20 protein-coding genes are annotated in these 17489 nt (G+C 62.2%); 10 read left to right on the plus strand and 10 right to left on the minus strand.

The annotated features are described in order from the left end of the window. The 6 genes from VF515_02850 to VF515_02875 form a co-directional block, all read left to right on the plus strand. Positions 1–298 (plus strand): hypothetical protein (locus tag VF515_02850; GenBank protein HEX7406569.1); only part of this gene is annotated, 298 nt, incomplete at its 5' end. A gap of 166 nt (positions 299–464) precedes the next feature. After that, complete coding sequence (locus tag VF515_02855; protein HEX7406570.1) at positions 465–1391, plus strand: hypothetical protein; 927 nt, start codon at positions 465–467, stop codon at positions 1389–1391. Between the two features lie 134 nt (positions 1392–1525). Next, the gene (fabF, locus tag VF515_02860; protein HEX7406571.1) at positions 1526–2779 is read left to right on the plus strand and encodes a beta-ketoacyl-ACP synthase II; all 1254 of its coding nucleotides are present in this window, start codon (positions 1526–1528) and stop codon (positions 2777–2779) included. Continuing rightward, a complete protein-coding gene (locus tag VF515_02865; protein HEX7406572.1) occupies positions 2776–3774 on the plus strand; it encodes an ArsA family ATPase in 999 nt (332 codons plus the stop codon). The genes fabF and VF515_02865 overlap by 4 nt, the downstream gene beginning before the upstream one ends. After that, positions 3761–4879: an ArsA-related P-loop ATPase gene (locus tag VF515_02870; protein ID HEX7406573.1), complete on the plus strand. Its 1119-nt coding sequence runs from the start codon at positions 3761–3763 to the stop codon at positions 4877–4879. The genes VF515_02865 and VF515_02870 overlap by 14 nt, the downstream gene beginning before the upstream one ends. 696 nt (positions 4880–5575) lie before the next feature. After that, positions 5576–5911 (plus strand): hypothetical protein, encoded by a 336-nt coding sequence (locus VF515_02875; protein ID HEX7406574.1) that lies wholly within the window; start codon positions 5576–5578, stop codon positions 5909–5911. A 66-nt stretch (positions 5912–5977) separates the two neighbouring features. Here the strand turns inward: VF515_02875 and VF515_02880 are convergent, their stop codons facing one another. Beyond that, positions 5978–7048 carry a MaoC family dehydratase gene (locus VF515_02880; GenBank protein HEX7406575.1) on the minus strand — a complete coding sequence of 357 codons (1071 nt, stop codon included), beginning with the start codon at positions 7046–7048 and terminating at the stop codon, positions 5978–5980. Positions 7049–7362: 314 nt separating this feature from the next. Next, positions 7363–7500 carry a hypothetical protein gene (locus VF515_02885; GenBank protein ID HEX7406576.1) on the minus strand — a complete coding sequence of 46 codons (138 nt, stop codon included), beginning with the start codon at positions 7498–7500 and terminating at the stop codon, positions 7363–7365. Positions 7501–7797: 297 nt separating this feature from the next. Between VF515_02885 and VF515_02890 the strand changes: the two genes are divergently transcribed. After that, positions 7798–8412 (plus strand): 2,3-bisphosphoglycerate-dependent phosphoglycerate mutase, encoded by a 615-nt coding sequence (locus tag VF515_02890; protein HEX7406577.1) that lies wholly within the window; start codon positions 7798–7800, stop codon positions 8410–8412. Positions 8413–8463: 51 nt separating this feature from the next. On the opposite strand, the gene VF515_02895 is transcribed toward VF515_02890, so the two are convergent. Next, entirely contained in the window at positions 8464–9642 is a 1179-nt protein-coding gene (locus VF515_02895) for an MFS transporter (GenBank protein ID HEX7406578.1), read from the minus strand. A gap of 184 nt (positions 9643–9826) precedes the next feature. Here VF515_02895 and VF515_02900 point away from each other — a divergent pair, with 184 nt between their 5' ends. Together VF515_02900 and VF515_02905 are read left to right on the plus strand one after the other, a co-directional pair. Continuing rightward, complete coding sequence (locus VF515_02900) at positions 9827–10126, plus strand: hypothetical protein (protein ID HEX7406579.1); 300 nt, start codon at positions 9827–9829, stop codon at positions 10124–10126. 120 nt (positions 10127–10246) lie between these two features. Beyond that, entirely contained in the window at positions 10247–11935 is a 1689-nt protein-coding gene (locus VF515_02905) for a thiamine pyrophosphate-binding protein (protein ID HEX7406580.1), read from the plus strand. Positions 11936–11954: 19 nt separating this feature from the next. Here the strand turns inward: VF515_02905 and VF515_02910 are convergent, their stop codons facing one another. The 5 genes from VF515_02910 to VF515_02930 all read right to left on the minus strand — a co-directional run bounded on the left by VF515_02910 (position 11955) and on the right by VF515_02930 (position 15858). Continuing rightward, a complete protein-coding gene (locus VF515_02910) occupies positions 11955–12431 on the minus strand; it encodes a hypothetical protein (protein HEX7406581.1) in 477 nt (158 codons plus the stop codon). 118 nt (positions 12432–12549) lie between these two features. Further along, complete coding sequence (locus VF515_02915) at positions 12550–13545, minus strand: dihydroxyacetone kinase subunit DhaK (protein HEX7406582.1); 996 nt, start codon at positions 13543–13545, stop codon at positions 12550–12552. Beyond that, positions 13542–14216: a dihydroxyacetone kinase subunit DhaL gene (gene dhaL, locus VF515_02920; protein HEX7406583.1), complete on the minus strand. Its 675-nt coding sequence runs from the start codon at positions 14214–14216 to the stop codon at positions 13542–13544. The genes VF515_02915 and dhaL overlap by 4 nt, the downstream gene beginning before the upstream one ends. Positions 14217–14236: 20 nt before the next feature. After that, a complete protein-coding gene (locus VF515_02925) occupies positions 14237–15010 on the minus strand; it encodes an HAD-IA family hydrolase (protein HEX7406584.1) in 774 nt (257 codons plus the stop codon). Next, positions 15004–15858 (minus strand): class II fructose-bisphosphate aldolase, encoded by an 855-nt coding sequence (locus tag VF515_02930; protein ID HEX7406585.1) that lies wholly within the window; start codon positions 15856–15858, stop codon positions 15004–15006. Before VF515_02930 ends, VF515_02925 begins: the two co-directional genes overlap by 7 nt. A 251-nt stretch (positions 15859–16109) precedes the next feature. Here VF515_02930 and VF515_02935 point away from each other — a divergent pair, with 251 nt between their 5' ends. Continuing rightward, on the plus strand, positions 16110–16358 hold the full coding sequence (locus VF515_02935; GenBank protein HEX7406586.1) for a hypothetical protein: 249 nt from the start codon (positions 16110–16112) through the stop codon (positions 16356–16358). A gap of 399 nt (positions 16359–16757) precedes the next feature. Here VF515_02935 and VF515_02940 read toward each other — a convergent pair whose 3' ends face one another. Together VF515_02940 and VF515_02945 are read right to left on the minus strand one after the other, a co-directional pair. Continuing rightward, entirely contained in the window at positions 16758–16955 is a 198-nt protein-coding gene (locus VF515_02940) for a hypothetical protein (GenBank protein ID HEX7406587.1), read from the minus strand. Positions 16956–17262: 307 nt separating this feature from the next. Further along, on the minus strand, positions 17263–17489 hold a 227-nt coding region (locus VF515_02945; GenBank protein HEX7406588.1), incomplete at its 5' end, for a DoxX family protein.

Here is a 17489-nt window from a genome sequence, read left to right on the forward strand (position 1 = left end):
CGACGTCAACGCGGTCGATCAGACCTGCGGCCCGAGCATACCACCGTGCAGCGATCCAAGCAGCATCAGCGAGGTCGCCTTTTCCGATGGTCGGGTGTTAGTTCCGAACGGATGTATCGGGAACTGCAACTACTCGAGCGGGGTGACCGTCGATGAAATCCTGACCATGGTGAACATCGCCCTGGGCAATGCGTCGATCAGCTCGTGCTATGCCGGGGACGCGAATGGAGACCTTCAGATTACCGTCGATGAGATTTTGCGCGCAGTGAATAACGCGTTGAACGGGTGCCCGGCGTGAGGCCGCTGCTCCGCCGCGTCGGAGAGCAACAGCGCTATTGGACGTAGGGATTGAAGTCTAGTTAGGTTGGGGGCTCGACTGGCGTTGCATTTTGGTATAGAAGTCACCCCGCAACACGAGCTGATTATTCGTAGTGTACGACATAACCTCAAAGGGAGGAACGATCATGGGTAACAAGAGGGGACGAATCACCTTTCTAGCTTCACTGATCGCCACGAGTGCGCTCTGCGTCGGGGTTGCGGCCGCGGCGGCGCCCTCGGTTGATGTTGGCAACGCGACACCGGATGCCAGCAACAAGGCCGTCGTTACGGTGTCTCTGACCAGCAATGGTGCCAACGTCGGCGGTTTGCAGAACGCCATCGTCTTCGACAACACCATCCTGACGCTGACGCCCGGGAACTGCCCCATCAACCCGGCCATCGGCCTCAGTCCCGGCGGCCTTGACTGCACCTCCGATACGACTGTTGGTCCCTGCAAGAATTTGAGCAAGGTGATTCACCAGTGTGGTACCAGCCCCCAGCCAGTCGGCTGCCCGGCGGGCGCGGGCTCGAACCTGAGCGCCTTCACCGGGATCGTCGCGGCGACGGCGGCTCCGAACACCAATTCGATCCCTGACGGCGCGCTGTACACCTGCACGTTTACCGTATCGGGAACGCTTCCAGCAGGGGGTGCCACGTTGCAGAACATCGACATCGTGACTTCCTCTCCGAGCGGTCTCCAGCTGTGTTCGTCGTCGGGCGCGACACCGTGCGGTGGCACGAACGGATTGATCAGTAGTGGAATTGTTCCCCCGACCAACACGCCGGGCACGCCGGGCGGGCCGACGAACACGCCGGGCACGCCGGGCGGGCCGACGAACACGCCGGGCACGCCGGGCGGGCCGACGAACACGCCGGGCACGCCGGGCGGGCCGACGAAGACGGCAACGGCGACCGCGACGGCTATGAAGACGCCGGGCGGGCCGACGAACACGCCGGTGCCGAGCGGCTTAGACTCAGATGGTTGCCAGATCAGCACGGTTGGTGGCAGCGCTTCGTGGTTACTGCTGATTCCAGCCGTCGGTCTGCTGGTAGTGCGGCGCAGACATCGGTAAGTCTGTGAACTAACCTCCGATCAACAGAGGGGGCCCAGTGATGGGCCCCCTTTTTTTCGTGCCCTTTTTGTTGAAAACCGAGTGCCCCTTCCCCAGCCTTGAACCATTCCCTCTGGTCACGTAAGAGGTGACAAATGCGTCACGTTGACAGACGGGTAGTGGTGACCGGCCTGGGACTGATCACGCCGCTCGGGAATAACGTCCCAACCAATTGGGAGAACCTGCTGGCTGGGCGCTCGGGCATCAGGGCGATAGCGCGCTTCGACGCGGCGCAGTTGCCGGTGCGCATCGCGGGAGAAGTGCGCGACTTCGATCCGCTGCGGTACATCGAGAAGCGCGACGTCAAGAAGATGGATGCATTTATCCAGTACGCCATTGCGGCGGCGCAGATGGCGGTGGATGACGGGCGGCTGGTTATCGATGCCGGTAATGCTGAACGGATCGGGGTGCTGGTTGGCGTCGGCATCGGCGGCATCGCGACACTGGAAGAGGGGGAGCAGAGCTTTTTGGAATCAGGTACGCGCCGGCTTTCGCCGTTCATGGTGCCACGGCTGATCGCCAACATGGCGCCCGGCCAGATCGCCATTCGCTTCGGCGCCAAGGGGGTGAATTACGCCGTCGCGAGTGCCTGCGCCTCCGGCGGGCACGCCATCGGCGAGGCCTACCGGCTGATTCGTTTCGGATATCAGGACAGTATGCTGGCGGGCGGCGCCGAGGCGGCGGTGACCCCGCTGAGTATTGCCGGTTTTTCCGTCATGCGGGCCTTATCGGCCCGCAATGATGAGCCTGAGCGCGCGAGCCGGCCGTTTGATAGCGAGCGCGACGGCTTCGTCATGGCGGAAGGGGCGGGGATTCTGGTCCTGGAGGAGTCCGAACGAGCCATCAAGCGGGGTGCGCGCATCTACGCCGAGATCATCGGCTACGGCGCCAACTCCGATGCCTATCATATCACTACGCCGGCTCCGGATGGCGAGGGCGCGGCCCGCTGCATGCGCCTGACCTTGGACGATGCGGACATCGAGCCTGGCGAGGTCGACTACATCAATGCCCATGGGACCTCGACGCCGTACAACGACGTCAACGAGACACAGGCGATCAAGCGCGTGTTTGGCGGGCATGCGCGGCGGCTCGCCGTCAGCTCGACGAAGTCGATGACCGGTCATTTGCTGGGCGCGGCGGGGGCGGTCGAGGCGGCGTACACCGTGTTGACCGCGTACCACGGCGTGATTCCACCGACAATCAATTACGAACACCCGGATCCCGAGTGTGATCTCGATTACGTTCCAAATGTGGCACGCACCGCCGCGGTGCGCGTGGCGCTGTCGAACTCCTTTGGTTTCGGCGGCACCAACGCCTGCCTGGCCTTCCGGCGGTTTGATCAGCTGTGAAACCCTTGCTCGAGAAGTTGTTTCAACGGCGCTTGCTTTTCGTTGCTGGGAAGGGTGGGGTCGGCAAGACCACGACGGCGTGTGCGCTCGCCTTGATCGCGTCGCAACTCGGAAAGCGTACGCTGCTGACCGAGGTCGACGGTGCCGGGCGCGCCGCATACCTGCTGGGGGTCGAGCCGGCGCCGATCGGTCTGCCGCGCCGGGCAGGTCCATTACTATCCGTGATGTCGGTGGAAGGCGGCGCCGCGCTGGCGGAATATCTGGAGATCATTCTGCCGGTGAAGCGCGTGTTGCAGGCGGTCTTTGCAAGCCGCATCTACAAGTATTTCGTGGCGGCGGCTCCCGGTCTGAAGGAACTGCTGACCATCGGCAAGATCTGGTACGAGGCGGAACGCTTGGAGGAATCTGGAGGGCAGCGCCTCTGGGACCTGGTGATTGTCGACGCTCCGGCTACCGGGCACAGCCTGCAGTACCTGCGTATGCCGCACGCGGCGCACCAGGCCTTTGGCGGCGGCTTGGTGGGCCGGGAAAGTAAGCGTATCGTCGACCTCCTGGTCGACCCACGGGTGACGGCGGTCAACCTGGTGACCACCGCGGAAGAAATGCCAGTGAATGAGACGCTCGAGATGTACGAGCAAATCCGTGATGAGCTGCACATGCCGCTGGGTATCCTGTTCTTGAATCGGATGCATTACGCGACGTTCGAGGCGAAACAGGTCGACAACCTGGAACGCAAGCTGGCCAAGCTGCACGACGCGCGGGAACGCGCCATCGCCACGGAGGTTATGAACCGCGGGCGGGAGGAGGCCGGGTGGACCGCCATCAACCACCGGTACTCGCAGCGGCTGGCTAGCGAGGTGCGCATGCCGCGCATCGAAGTGCCCTTCGTGTTTGCCGAGGAATTTGGTCTGAAGGAAGTGCATGCCGTCGTGGCGGCGATCGTGCGGGACAGCGCCGGCTCGACGCGGCGGGGAGCCGTCCATGGGCGGGCTTGACGAGTTATTGCGCCGCCATCACATCATCATCTGCGCCGGCAGCGGCGGGGTGGGGAAAACCACCACCGCCGCATCCATTGCGCTCCGCGGCGCGCTCGCGGGCAGACGCACGGTGGTCTTGACGATTGATCCCGCTAAGCGGCTGGCCAACGCACTCGGTATGCGCACCGTGGGTGGCAGCGGTTCGGTCGTGACGGGTGACGATCTCCAGCCGGGGATGCTTACCGCCATGATGCTGGATCAGAAAGGGGCCTGGGACGAGCTGGTCGAACGGCATGCGCCTTCAGCCGAGGTCCGCGACCGCATTCTCAACAACCATTTTTATCAGCATCTGTCGCAGAGCTTTGCCGGCTCATACGAGTATGTGGCCATTGAGCAGTTGTGTGAGCTGCACGCCAGTGGTGCATACGATCTGATCGTGGTCGACACCCCCCCAACGCGCCATGCGCTCGATTTCCTGGAGGCGCCGCAACGCCTTGCGGACTTCCTTGACCGGCGAGTGGTGAAGTGGTTCGTCCGCCCATATTTCTCGGCTGGCTGGGCCACCTTGCGCTTCGTGAATCGCACGGTCGGGTTCTTGTTTCGCCGCTTGGAGGAGGCCACGGGAATCTCCGCGTTGGTTGAAGTGTCCGATTTCTTCACCTCGATGAGCGGGTTGTTCGAGGCGTTCGCGCCACGCGTACGCCGCGTGTACGAGCTCCTGCGTTCCAGCGACACGTGCTTTGTGCTCGTGGCCGCCCCGGAGGAGCAGGTGCTGACCGAAGCGGAGTACTTTTGCCGTAAAGTACGCGAACTCGACATTCCCCTGCGGACGGTAGTGTTCAACCGGACCCACCGCGAGTTGACGGCGGGGCGTCAGGGGGTGGCGGCAGATGAGGTCACACGGCTGATGATGCGCCTGCTCGGTGAAGAGACGCTCGCTACGAAATTGGCGGAGAACTTCAGCCACTACGAAATGATCGGGCGCGGCGACGGATTGCGGATGGAATCGTTCCGCCGCATTCTGCCGAAGGGAGTTGCCACGATCGAGGTTCCCAACTTCAATTCGGATGTCCACAGCCTCGCTGACCTGCGCGCCATGCACCCCTTTCTGTTTGCCGCATAAGGAATACACCCGAGGCATGGCGTTTCCGCCGGAGGCGCGAAGCGCCATACGTCTGAGCACAGAGATTCCAATCTGCGTGCTGTAAGCTGCCGTCTTCGATTCGTGACTGCTGTTCCGTCTAGGCGACAGTTCGGCGCCCTGAAGAATTCACCATGGCTTGATTCAGCACTGGTCTAGCGTTTGCAGATGGTGAAAGGTGCGGGAATTGGTGGACCGCATCTTGCCCCCGCAGTCCACCAGAGGGGATGGGCGGGAAGGAAACTTCCGACCGTGTACGGACCGCCTCCGCGCGTTCCTCCAGATATGGAGCGCCCACTCCCATCTCGCTTGCGAAACGGTTGACGATGGAACCTGTTCCCCAGAGACGCTCCACCTACCTCTACGCGTTTGGCTTTATCTTCGCCGTCGCCTTCACCGTGTATGTCTTTGTCTTGAGTTACTGAGGTCCTTTTGGCGCTCGGGTGGCGGTAGACCGTCCTCGTAGCCATGCCGGGCCTATCACTTGACCGTCCGTTCTATCCAGTCTGCGAAGACCACGGGAGCTCCTTGTCCTAGGGCGGATAATTAATTAATGTTCCTGTTGATGTGGTGGACTCTACTTCCCCTGTGGCGCAGAATAAGGTAAGCCTATCGGTCAGTTTGGACTGACGTCCGTGATCGGCGGTCCCCCGGTTATTTGCTCGAAAGGAGAGAAGCATGCGAAGCGAGTTGAGGGTGAGTGATCTCAAGAAGCGAGTACGCACCAGTAGCAGGTTGATGAATGTCAAGATTCCCGCCTACGTCAGCGATGCGATAGAGAAGGTGGCAAGTGATCTCGGCGCATCCAAGACCGAGGTAGTGATCGCGTTGCTCAATGAAGGACTCGACGCGGCAGCCTCGGCGTTGAAAAGTTGGCGTCCTCCGAAAGCGTCCGCCGGATCGGCGAATCGCGCTTGTGCTGTGCCATCCTGCGACCGCCCGCATGTGGCAAGGGGTTACTGTGCCAACCATTACCAAGCGTTGCGTCGAGGTAAACTCAGTCGTCCTGCATGACGTACGAGCCGTCAGCGGCTCGGATGCATCCTCAGTCTAGCGTCTCGGAGGCGGACAAGCGGCAGGTCAGCTGCCACGGTGGTAGTGGGTCTTCCGTTTTACGACAATTTCCCGTTCGAGATAGAAGATATCGACCTTCTCCGGGTTCCCATCCTTACGGGAAAATTTGTGTCCGTGGAGAGTGGTTGCAACGATACCGAGGTCGGGACGTCCTGGGTAGTCCCGCTTCTCCCGCACCTCGGTGGATGCGAATACGGTGTCGCCGGCGAATATGGGTGCGGTATGGCGGCCGGAGGGATAGATGAGATCGGCCACGGCGTTGTCTGCCACATCCGGGCAGGATAGCCCCAGACACAGGTTGAACGGGATGCCGCCGTACACGATGAGCTGCCCGCCGAGGTATTTCTCGGGCTGCTGGTCGATCAAGTACTGATTGCAGTGCACTTGGGACGTATTGTCGAGCATGGCGGTGAGGGCGACGTGTTCGGTCGTGATGACGCGCCCGCGGGAATGCTCGATGACATCTCCAGGGGTGAAGTCTTCGAAGTACGTGTCGCTGCTCGTCAGGTGCGCTAAGTCTTCGTAGCGGCGGCCACTGTCATAGGCGGGCAACTGCAGTTCGCAGGCCACGTGGGGAACGGCCCCGACGGTCGTTTCCCGTACCTCCACCGTGGCATCACGTTTCCACACCTGCACTTTGCGCTCGTAGGTGAGCACGACGTCGTCGTGCTGGTTCCGTCCCGTGGTTTGTACGTGCACGATGCCGCGGTCCGCCTCGCGGCTGGAGGGCTTGATGCCCAACACCGTCGAGCTGACCTCGATGGTGTCGCCAACGTAGACCGGCATGCCGAAGCGCATATCGATGTATTCCAGATTGGCCCGCGCGTTTTCCGAGATGTCTTCGACGCTCTGACTGAAGACCACGTTCATGACCAGTCCCGGCGGCATCACCAGGCCACGGAAACCGTAACGCTCCGCATAGCGCCGGTTCTTGTGTAAGGGGTTGGCGGTCATGTCGTACGGGGTGAAGGCGTTGAAAAGCCCCTCCGTGAGTGTCTTGCCGACTTTGTGACGAAACACCTGGCCGGCCCGAAAGTCCTCGAGGAAGTTCCCTTTGTGCTTCTTGATGACTGCCATGGCTGTCTCCCGGCGTTCGCGTTCGGTTACAAGAACGCACGATGATGGCAAGAGCCAAATGGTGTGTCAACGCCCGTCGAATCTGAGCCGTCGCAGTTCAACAGTGTCAGTGGCGGCGGCTGCAGCGGAGGAGCCGACCGGCTCCTCCGGCCTCTGAACACTGGGGAAACTACTTGGGTTATGAGGCTTGGCCTGCTACTGTCGCCTGCGTGCGTGTGGCACTGAGGTTATTCATCTGGGCACTGGTGATGTCTTGGTTCGTAGGCGGCGTGCCTGTGGCCGTTGCCGGACCAGCGAAGCCAGGAGCAGTCGAATTAGAGGACGAAAAGGAAGTCGAGAGCAGCGGCGCGGCGTTGCGCCGTATCCCCTGCGAGCAAGTGATTGCGCACATCGATCACGATCCCAAACCTAATCAGGTGACAGACGCAGTACACATAGCCAGGCAGATGCACACCAGTGTCCTATGGGTGGATCGCTGTATGGAGGCTTACGGCCGGCGCATGAAGCAGGAGGTCCATAACAGCGCCGAAGCCAGGGAACACCGCCTGGAGAGTTTGGAAGAGGATGAGCCGGAAGAAGTAGGTTCCGAGGAGTTGGGAGAAATGGATACTCAGGACCGAAGGGAGCTTCGGCGACTCCGTCCGCATCCGGACAAAGAAAGTGGGCTTGGAACGAAAACCCGGCCAACCCCGAGAGCTAACGAAGACGACTAGTGACACCCAACAGTCACACCTTGACGGTGAAGTAGGATGGCTGTACTCGTTCTCGTTCGTCATGGTGAATCGCAGTGGAACCTGGAGAACCGCTTCACCGGCTGGGTCGATGTGCCGCTGACCGAAAAGGGGCGGGAAGAAGCACGCCGTGCCGGAGAGAAGATCCGGCAGCTCCGCTTTGAACAGGCGTATACGTCGGTGTTGCAGCGGGCCACGGAAACGCTTGACATCGTGCTGAAGGTGATCGGCCAGGAAGGCATTCCGGTGGCCTACGACCAGGCCCTCAACGAGCGCCACTATGGCGATCTGCAAGGCCTGAACAAGGCGGAAACGGCAGCTAAATTCGGCAAAGAGCAGGTGCACATCTGGCGCCGAAGCTACGACGTGTCACCCCCCGGTGGTGAGAGTCTCAAAGGCACGGCCGCACGCACGCTGCCATATTTCCAGACGCATATCCTGCCGGACCTACGGGCTGGCAAGAATGTTCTGGTTTCTGCCCATGGCAACAGCCTGCGCTCCATTGTCATGGAACTCGATCACCTCACCAAGGAACAAGTGATGGAATTGAATATCGCCACCGGCGTTCCCATCGTCTACGAGTTCGGCTCGGACTTGAGCATTCTCTCGAAACGCATCCTGGACGACTGCTGAGTCTGGCAGGTTCATGCTGGCCTCTCCTTCTCAGGACGCAGCTCTCAGGGCTCAGGACTGACTGGCCCGCTGCGGCACTAGAAGAACAAAGACCATGGCTCCCAGCCCGGCGAGGGCGGCACCCACGGTGAAGGCCAACGCAGGGCCTCCCCAACCCCATAAGAGGCCAAACATCACGCTGGCTGGTAGCGCCGCGATGCCGATGATCAGGTGGTAGTATCCGAACGCCGCTCCCCGCTGCGTTGGCGCCAGGTCAGCGACGAGGGCTCTCTCGGTGCCCTCGGTCAATCCGAAAAAGAGCCCGTAGCTCGCAAAGAGCATCCAGATCTCCAACTCGGTGGTCGCCCACGCGAAGCCGAGATACACCAGTGCGTATATCACCCAGCCCAGGAAGATGATCCACTTCCGTCCCAAGCGGTCCGAGAGGCCGCTGCCCGGAATCGAGCTCACGCTCTTTGTGACATGCAGGAGGCTCCACAGCAGAGGCAGGGCCGCCACCGAGACGCCAAGCTGGCGCGCCCGCAAGAGGAGAAACGCGTCGGTGGAGTTTCCGAGGGTGAAGATCAAGAGGGCGACAAAGAAGTTTCGTAGCGGACGTGACGGTGCCTGCCAGGTGCTGTTGGCTGGTGCAGGAGCGAGGGTGTGGCCGGGTTCTCGTACACCGAACGCCACGACGGCGAGGGCCAGCACCCCGGGAATGGACGCCAGTGCGAACACCAGGCGATAGCGTTCGGCAAATACGCTCATCAGGAGGAAGGCGATCAAGGGGCCGATGACGGCACCCAAGTGGTCCATGGCCCGATGGAACCCGAACGATCGCCCCCAGGCTGAAGCGGGGCTCGATTCGGCCAGTAAAGCGTCCCGCGGTGCCGCGCGCAGTCCCTTGCCGGTCCGGTCACTGAAGCGGAGAACCAATACATGCCAGGGGGCGGTGGCTGCTGCCACCAAGGGACGAGCCACGGTGGCAATGGCGTAGCCCGCCACCACTAAGCCTTTGCGCCGAGCCAGCCGGTCCGATAGCCGTCCCGACAGCAATTTGACCACGCTTGCTGTGCTGTCGGCGACGCCTTCGATCAGACCGATATAGGCCGGGCTGCTGCCCAGCACGATCGTCAGAAAGGTCGGCAGCAAGGGGTAAATCATCTCGCTGCTGATATCGTTGCAGAGGCTGGTGACGCCAAGGAGGACGATGTTCCGGTCTAATCCGAGAAGGTGGGGACGGCGCGGCATGCGCCGGACGTATAGCACATTGCGGCCCGACACCTGCCCGCCGTGGGGGCTGCAGAATTTTATTGCAAGACGGGATGCTCCCGTGCTAATCCACAACACGCAGCATGGCCGGGTGGTGACGCGACGACCTCGCTGGAGCCCGGAGTTTGCAGCAGCAGGCGGTCAGATCGGAGATGCGAAGCTGATGAAATTGCTGTCGCAAGACATTACGGAAGGACGTCTTCGCCCTGCACTCAAACCCGAAGAGCGCTTGCTCCTGGCCGTGGTGGAGTCCGCATACTGGGATTTGCAGAGTCAGGACCCGATCCGCCAACGGACGGCACGTCACTACTTTCTCGACGAACACGACGAACACACCTTCAGCTTCGGGTCCATCTGCCAGCATTTCAGCTGGTCGTCGGCGTCGATCCGGTCGCAGCTCAGCGCGCTGCTGTACGCGCAGGTACAGGCGCAGGTGCAGTCAAGTTCAATCCATGCGTGCTGAGCGCTGTACGCGCGGCGGTGTGACATTCCCCTTTTCTGAAGGACCCCGAAAGAAGCTGCGCCCGATGCATGTCGGGCGCGATCGCTCTACGACCAAGATTTACTGCGAAGGATCGGGTACATGGCCGTGATCGATGGCGGCGCGCTGGTGGGCCGCGTGTTGAAGGAACAGAAAGTCAGGTATCTGTTCGCCGTCAACGGGGGACATACGTTCCCGATTCTTGCCAATCTGCGTAACAACGATGTTCAGCTGATTCACATGCGCCACGAGCAGGCGTGCGCCTATGCGGCGGACGCTTACGCCCGCACCACGGCGACAGCTGGGGTGTGCAGCGTCACCGCGGGATGCGGCCTGACCAATGCCGTGACTGGCCTGTGCGGGGCCGGCCTCGCCGGCAGCGCGGTCGTTTGTGTTGCCGGACAGCATCCCAGCACCGAAGATTACCTGGGTTCGTTTCAAGAGGCCTACGGATCGGACGTGTGCCGGAGTTTCTCCAAGTTCGCCAAGCGCGTCATTGAGTGGTCGACGATTGAGGTGGACCTGCGCCGAGCGTTCCGAGAAGCGCTGTCGTATCCGCAAGGGCCGGCGCTGGTCGAGATTCCGGTGAACCTCCTCTATCACCAGGACGACAGCGCGCGGCAGCGCCGGGGTGCGAAGCCCTACGACCTGGACGAATTGCGTTCGCAAGGCGACCCGAGACAGATCGAGCGGGCGCTCGAGCTGCTCGTGAAAGCGGAGCGCCCCTTGATCGTCGCCGGCGATGGCGTCTTCTGGTCCGGCGCCTCGACGGAGCTGCGCGAGTTTGCCGAACTGGGCCACGTTCCAACCTACACCCGCCGGGCGGGCCAGGGAGCCGTCCCCGAAGACCATCCCCTGGCGGTGCGTGGCTCCTGGAAAAAGCCGTTCACCGGTCACGCCGATGTCGTGCTGGCCATTGGGTTCAGGTTCTGGAGCGGCGAGCACTTTGGCGAACCACCAACCTGGAACGACAAGGCTACCTACGTGCAGGTGGATCCGGTTGCGAGCCGCATCGGACAGCATGTGCCGGCAGAGGTGGCGATCGTCGGAGACCCGAAGCTGGTGCTGCGCCAGTTGATCGACACGGCGAAGCGGCTGAACCTCGATTTCTCGCAGCGGAAAGACTCTGAATGGTTGCGGGAGGTCGCCGGAGCCCGTGCGCGCTACGACCAGGCGACCGATGCGCATGAACGCGCCGCGCGCGACCAGAGGCCGGTTCACCCGGGCCACCTCGCACGCACCCTGTGTGAAGTGATGGATCGCGACGCGACGATGGTGCTCGATTCGTTCACGATGAGTGGCTGGATGACGCAATGGTTCACGGCGCGGTTTGCTGGCCAGGTCGTCGATGCCGGTCCGCTGGCTCCCGTTGGCCATGGGGTCGGGATGGCCATCGGGGCGCAGCTCGCCCGGCCGCATAAACAGGTTGTGCTGGTGATCGGTGATGGGGGCCTGGGCATCGGCGGCTGGGACATCGAGACCGCTGTTCGCTACCAGCTTCCCATCATTACGGTGCTCTGGAACAACAGTTCGTGGGGGCCGGGGTTCGAGGAGATGCCGTTCCTGAAAGGTCGCGTCGACCCATTCGAGATGCTGCCGAACCTGCGTTACGACAAGATGTTTGCCGTTATGGGCTGTCATGCCGAACACGTCGAGGAGCCAAGCCAATTGCGGCCGGCGCTGGAGCGTGCAGCACGGTCGGGCAAGGCCTCCTTCATCAACGTCATCGGCGATAAACGCATCGGCCATCCGCGGCTGGGTGGCGACCTGCTCGGGTCCACAGAGGTGTAGGACAGCGACGAGTTCTTGATCAGAGCGGGAAAGGGCGCTCGAGAAGGATCTCGCCTTTTGCGCCCACGACGTACAGGGTTACGGTGTCAAATGGCGCCTGGCCGACCGGGTGCTGCAGGGTCGCGTTGAGACGCACCCAGCCGGAGGTGAGCTTGATGGGCTCGCCGGTGGGCGGGGTGCTGCCACGGAAATGGCCTCCCGTCGTCACGGCGCTGATGGCCGGCGCAGGCCAGACCACCCACAGCTTCGGCGATACGTGCTCGTTGCGGGCGACTATGTAGATGTAGCAATCGATGGTGGCCCGGGTCGTGAGTCGTAAGCGCACGGTGACGTTCAACCGCTCAGCGTCCGAGCTCTTTTCCCTGCGGGCGGAAAACCCACTGAACTCGATGAGTGGTGCGGCGGCGGACTCCGCTGCCGCCTCCACGTTCTCGGCGCCGTTCGGGTGTTGAGTGGCACGAAACGTCAGGTAGCCGAGCGCCGCTGCCGTTGCCACCAGTGCCGTGTACGTCAGTGAGCTGACTACGCCTCGCCAGCGTGGGGTCAGAGATTTAAACATTGGACGGGAGAGTGAGGCGAACTGCGGCCGGTCAAGGCAATCCCTGAGTGTGGCGCTAAAATATTCTGATGGCGACGTCGGCCGGATCTTCGAGCAGCGAGAGCAGCGTGTCATCGAGTTTGACAAGCGTCAGTGACGCCCCGGCCATGTCGAGCGACGTGCAGTACTCGCCCACATAGCTGCGCCGAACCGTGATGCCTTGGGCGGCCAGCTGCTGGTGCGCCCGCCCGTAGAGCAGGTAGAGTTCACCGATCGGGGTTCCGCCGAGCCCATTGATCATCAAAGCAACTTGATCGCCACTCTTGAATGGCAGGTCTGAGACGACCGCGTCGAGCAGCAGGTCGGCAATGGCGTCGGCGGTCGCCAGTTTGGTACGGCGGCGGCCGGGCTCGCCGTGGATGCCGATGCCGATCTCCATCTCGTCATTGCCGATGTCAAAGAGCGGCATGCCCTTGAGCGGCGGCGTGCAAGAGCTGAGCGCAACGCCCATGGTGCGGGTGACGCCGTTGACGCGCGTGCCGAGTGCCACCAGCTCATCGAGCTCAGCACCTCTCTCGGCGGCCGCACCGACGGCCTTGATCACAAAAAAGTTTCCGGCCACCCCACGCCGCCCGACCGTGAAGCTCGACCCCTTGACGGCGACGTCGTCATCAATGATCAGCGTCTCGACGCGCATGCCGTCGGCCTCGGCGAGTTCACGTCCCATCTCGAAGGCCAGCCGGTCGCCCGTATAGTTGTTGACGAGATGCAGGATGCCTTTTTTGGAATTGAGCAGCTTGCTGGTTTCATGAACGAATTCCACCGGCGGCCCGGCGAACACGTCACCCGGACAGGCGGCATCGAGCATGCCTTTGCCGACGATCATCGTGTGAGCGGGCTCGTGACCGGACCCCGAGCCTTGGATGATGGACACCTTGTTGTCGCGGGGTGCGTCCGCCCGCATGATCAGGTTGTATGCCGGCACGTATCTGAGCGTTGTCGGGTTAGCCAGAGCAATCCCCTTGAGCATTTCCGGCACGAACTGTTTCGGATCGTTGACGAACTTCTTCATCGTTGCTCCTTTCCCGTGTCGTGTGACTCACGCCAGGCGGCGCTAATGCGTTGTAGAATTACGCCAACTGCCACCGCGCCGGCATCAGGAGAACCGACGCTGCGTTCGCCGGTGTATGCTGCCCGCCCCTTTTTCGCCACCAGGTTGGTAGTCGCTTCGGCCGCCCGGGTCGCCGCCTCGGCGGCCCGCTGCAAAGCGGCGATGCCGTGATCGGCAGTTCCGTTCGGATTTGCCAGGTCGGTCTCGAGGCTGTCGATGGCGGGGACGAGCGCGTCGAGGAGGGTTTTGTCGCCAAGCTGCGCACCGCCGCGCTGCTGAATTCCAGCCACCGCCGCGCGGAGCATGGTGATGAGGTCGGTGGGGGCGAGCCTCAGCCGGTCACCTGCGGCGGCGCCGGCACGGAGGAATGCCGTTCCCCACAAAGGGCCGGAGGTGCCGCCGACTTTGCTGGAGATGACCAGCGCGATCTTCTTGAGCAGAGTGCCGATGCTGGTGCGGTCAAAAGTCGCGAAATCCTGCAGCACGACCTCGAAGCCACGGGCCAGCGAAGAGCCAAAGTCCCCGTCAGCGGCGACGGCGTCGAGGTCGCAGAAGTACTTCTCGTTGGCGACGATGGTCTCGGCCATTGTCCTGAGCACAAGATCAACGTCGGCAATGGATGATAGCTCCATGCAGGTTCCCCTTCACTCTCTCAGGCCAGACAGGCGACGAGATCATCGAGCCTGACGAAGTCGCCCGGATGCGCCGCGCATCGGCTGGCGAGCACCCGCGTCCTTTCGCCGCCCGGATCACCGAGCGAAGACACGACCAGGACCGCCTCGAGGAAATCTTCTCCTTCAGTGTAGCCGTTGACGGTGATCAGGCAGCGCAGCCCCGCCCCGGTGGCGGCGAGCAGGCCGTTGCGCGAATCTTCGATCACCAGCACCTCCTGAGCCGCCACGTTCAGACGTTCGAGCGCCAGGTGATAAATGTCCGGCGCCGGCTTCTTCTTCGGCACGATGTCGCCGGCAAGAACCAGCGTAAAGCGCGCGGCCAAAGCCGGTCCGGCGACGTGATCGAGGATCGCTTTCACGGCCGGCTCTGCCGAGGTGGACGCAACGGCAAGTTGCCACCCGGCGCCGAGGGCGTCGGCGATGATGCGGGTGATGCCTGGCCGGGCGGGCAATGTCCCGGCGGTCACCATCTCCGTGTACATCGCGGTCTTGCGCTTATGCCAGCGGGCGACTTCCGCGAGCTGTGCCTGGCGGTCCGCCGGCAGGCCGGCGGTGCGGACGAATTCATCGGTCAGGAGACTCGCCATGCGCTCCTTGCCGCCACCGATCGAAAGGCGCCGGCCATACTCTTCTTCCGACCAACGCACGGGCAAGGCAAACTCCTCGAAGGTCTGATTGAAGGCGGGCAGGTGGCCGTGCCGCTCCGTGTCGGCGAGAACGCCGTCACAATCGAAGATGAGCGTTCTTACCATGCCTTGCCCGCGCTCCCGAACATGCGGATGTGATCCGCGGCCATTGCCATCACCTCTGTGCGGACGAAGCGGAACAGCGCCGGGGGGTCATACTTGCCCGGGTGCTCCTGCAAATAAGCGAGGGTCGCGCGCATGTAGCTGATCTTGACCGCGGTCGAGATGTTGATCTTGGCGCACCCACGCGCGATCAGATCCGTGAACTGCTCCAGCAGCAGCCCGGTGCCGCCATGCAAGGCGATGGGTATTGGCACGGCCGTGACGATGTCGGACACGCGCTGCGCATCGAGCTTGGGGGCGGCTTTGTACATTCCGTGGGCGTTGCCGATGTATGGCGCGAAGATATCAACGCCCGTCGAGCGGATAAAGTCGAGGGCCGTGTCCAGCGACTGGACGACGCTGGCTTCGTCCGACCCCACCCCGTCTTCCACGCCCATGATTCCTTCGATCTCCCCTTCGACGTGAGCACCGTATGCCCTGGCCTGGGCGACGACTTCGATGGTCTGCCGCCGGTTTTCTTCCACCGGCAGGTGCGAACCGTCGAAGAGGACAGAGTTCCAGCCCTTGTTTAGGCAGGCGGTGATGACTGCACGGTCCGGACAATGGTCTAGATGAAGCGACACGGGGATCGGGAGGGGGGAAGCCATTTCACGGAACATCGCGTACAGCACGTTCAAGCCGATGGACTTGACGGTTTTCACGGAGGTTTGGATGATGAGCGGGGCCTTCAATTCACAGGCGGCGGCCAGCACCGCCTCGAGTGTGAGGTCGTTGACGATGTTGAACGCCCCTACGCCGTAGCGTTCCTCGAACGCCCGACTCAGAATCTCCTTGATGGAAACTATCGGCATCGATCACCTCCTGTCCGGAATACAGTCTCGGGCCAAAGTGAAATCTGGTCGCAAGCCGGTATGCGGAGCATTGCGCTGACCACTCCACTTTATTCCACGTTGTGGTCCGCGCGGCAAATTGAACCACACCCATCGGCGGTCTGGCCAGACCCTTGCCGCCAGATAGGCATTCGCCTATTGCAGAAGGCGTAGACGACTGCTGGAGGGGCGGACCACGGGTCAACCCGCCACCACAACACGGGAGGAGCATCGTGCCTGACGAAAATATGGAAAAGGAGTTGGAGCGGTTGCGGAAAGAGAATGCGGCGCTCAAGGGTGGTCGAACCGGAGGCGTGACGTTTCGCGTTTCCGAAAAGGGGGCAGTGTCGGTGTACGGTCTCGGCCGCTTCCCGGTGACGCTCTATCAGGAGCAGTGGGACAAGCTACTCGCTGCCACCGATGAACTGCGGGCCTTCATCGACGCCAACCGAGAGCGACTGAAGAAGAAGGAGCAATCCTGACGACGATGTCGTGATTAATGGCGATTCCGTGCCTGATGCCCCCTCCGTTCGACTTAGCGCGGATGGCGCACTGATCGGAGAGAGAATAGCTGGCTGGCTGGGGCTGCGTCACGCAGCCTGCACTGGCGCCGCAGGGCAGATGAAACGCTGGGCGTTGGCCGGCGGCAATTCCCAAGTGTTGTGGCAAGTTAGTCTGACGATAGGTCCCTTTCCGGCGGGTGCGAGTACATTCCGCGGCCACCGCGCACCAGCTCTCCGCCGATATGAATCCGGGCATGCGCGCTCACAAAAGCAAGATGTCCATTGGTGGCTCAATCTCGGATCTCGAAGATGAGCTCGCCCTCGACAGCGGCATTCATTTGTACCTGCGAATCGGAACGCAGTGGCGCGCCGCCTCTGTTACGCGGCAAGCCGCAGCGTGTGCAACCGCTTGAGGTTCCAGCCGGTGCACACCAACGCGGATGTGATGATTCCGAAGGTGGGTTCCACCGTACACTTGCGCGTCGCATACACCGTTCGCCCCCCAGGCGTATGCAGCCGATGCGTCATGCGATCGACCCCGCTGGCGTCCTTTGCCCCCGGCGCCGGTTCGCTCAACCGTTGCGCCCGCGGGCAGCTCGGCTCCGACGGCGTACATCTCGAACCTTACGTAGTCGAGCAGGAAGCACGGCACCTGATCCACAAAGACCGAGAGGCTGGGTTGAACAAGGTCTCGCCGCTCGATCACCTGCACCGAAGCATGAATGAGGGTGACGGCAGGCGCCGTTTAGCCGGAATCGGCCCGGTCCTTGCCCACCCCTTCGCCCTTCCGTCGGCCTGCCTTGACTACGCACGAAGGCAGCCCGGATCAGCCGGAAGACCGCTTACGCCAAGCGGGGTACAGACCCCCCTCTTGAGCTGAGTCCTACACACCACGTTTTGCGGTACCACCTGCTTCTGCGCTGGACCCACGACCTCCTGTCAACAGTCCATCCACGGACAATGCGCCGGCACCAACGATGAGAAGGTACCATGAGCCGAGCAGCATGCAGAGATCGGTACGAGCTTCGTGCGTCATGCTCCAGAAGCCGGCGACGGAAGGGTTCGCGAATCCCCAAAACCCGTGACCGAGCAGAATCGGAAGCTTCGTGG

The organism is Candidatus Binatia bacterium (assembly GCA_036382395.1).
Classification (GTDB): Bacteria; Desulfobacterota; Binatia; order HRBIN30; family HRBIN30; genus JAGDMS01.

What these genes read in the sequence shown, in the direction of transcription:
- VF515_02855 (HEX7406570.1), top strand. Translation starts at nt 465, where the DNA reads ATGGGTAACAAGAGGGGACGAATCACCTTTCTAGCTTCACTGATCGCC.
- fabF (HEX7406571.1), top strand. Translation starts at nt 1,526, where the DNA reads ATGCGTCACGTTGACAGACGGGTAGTGGTGACCGGCCTGGGACTGATC.
- VF515_02870 (HEX7406573.1), top strand. Translation starts at nt 3,761, where the DNA reads ATGGGCGGGCTTGACGAGTTATTGCGCCGCCATCACATCATCATCTGC.
- VF515_02875 (HEX7406574.1), top strand. Translation starts at nt 5,576, where the DNA reads ATGCGAAGCGAGTTGAGGGTGAGTGATCTCAAGAAGCGAGTACGCACC.
- VF515_02880 (HEX7406575.1), bottom strand. Translation starts at nt 7,048, where the DNA reads ATGGCAGTCATCAAGAAGCACAAAGGGAACTTCCTCGAGGACTTTCGG.
- VF515_02890 (HEX7406577.1), top strand. Translation starts at nt 7,798, where the DNA reads ATGGCTGTACTCGTTCTCGTTCGTCATGGTGAATCGCAGTGGAACCTG.
- VF515_02895 (HEX7406578.1), bottom strand. Translation starts at nt 9,642, where the DNA reads ATGCCGCGCCGTCCCCACCTTCTCGGATTAGACCGGAACATCGTCCTC.
- VF515_02900 (HEX7406579.1), top strand. Translation starts at nt 9,827, where the DNA reads ATGAAATTGCTGTCGCAAGACATTACGGAAGGACGTCTTCGCCCTGCA.
- VF515_02905 (HEX7406580.1), top strand. Translation starts at nt 10,247, where the DNA reads ATGGCCGTGATCGATGGCGGCGCGCTGGTGGGCCGCGTGTTGAAGGAA.
- VF515_02915 (HEX7406582.1), bottom strand. Translation starts at nt 13,545, where the DNA reads ATGAAGAAGTTCGTCAACGATCCGAAACAGTTCGTGCCGGAAATGCTC.
- dhaL (HEX7406583.1), bottom strand. Translation starts at nt 14,216, where the DNA reads ATGGAGCTATCATCCATTGCCGACGTTGATCTTGTGCTCAGGACAATG.
- VF515_02925 (HEX7406584.1), bottom strand. Translation starts at nt 15,010, where the DNA reads ATGGTAAGAACGCTCATCTTCGATTGTGACGGCGTTCTCGCCGACACG.
- VF515_02930 (HEX7406585.1), bottom strand. Translation starts at nt 15,858, where the DNA reads ATGCCGATAGTTTCCATCAAGGAGATTCTGAGTCGGGCGTTCGAGGAA.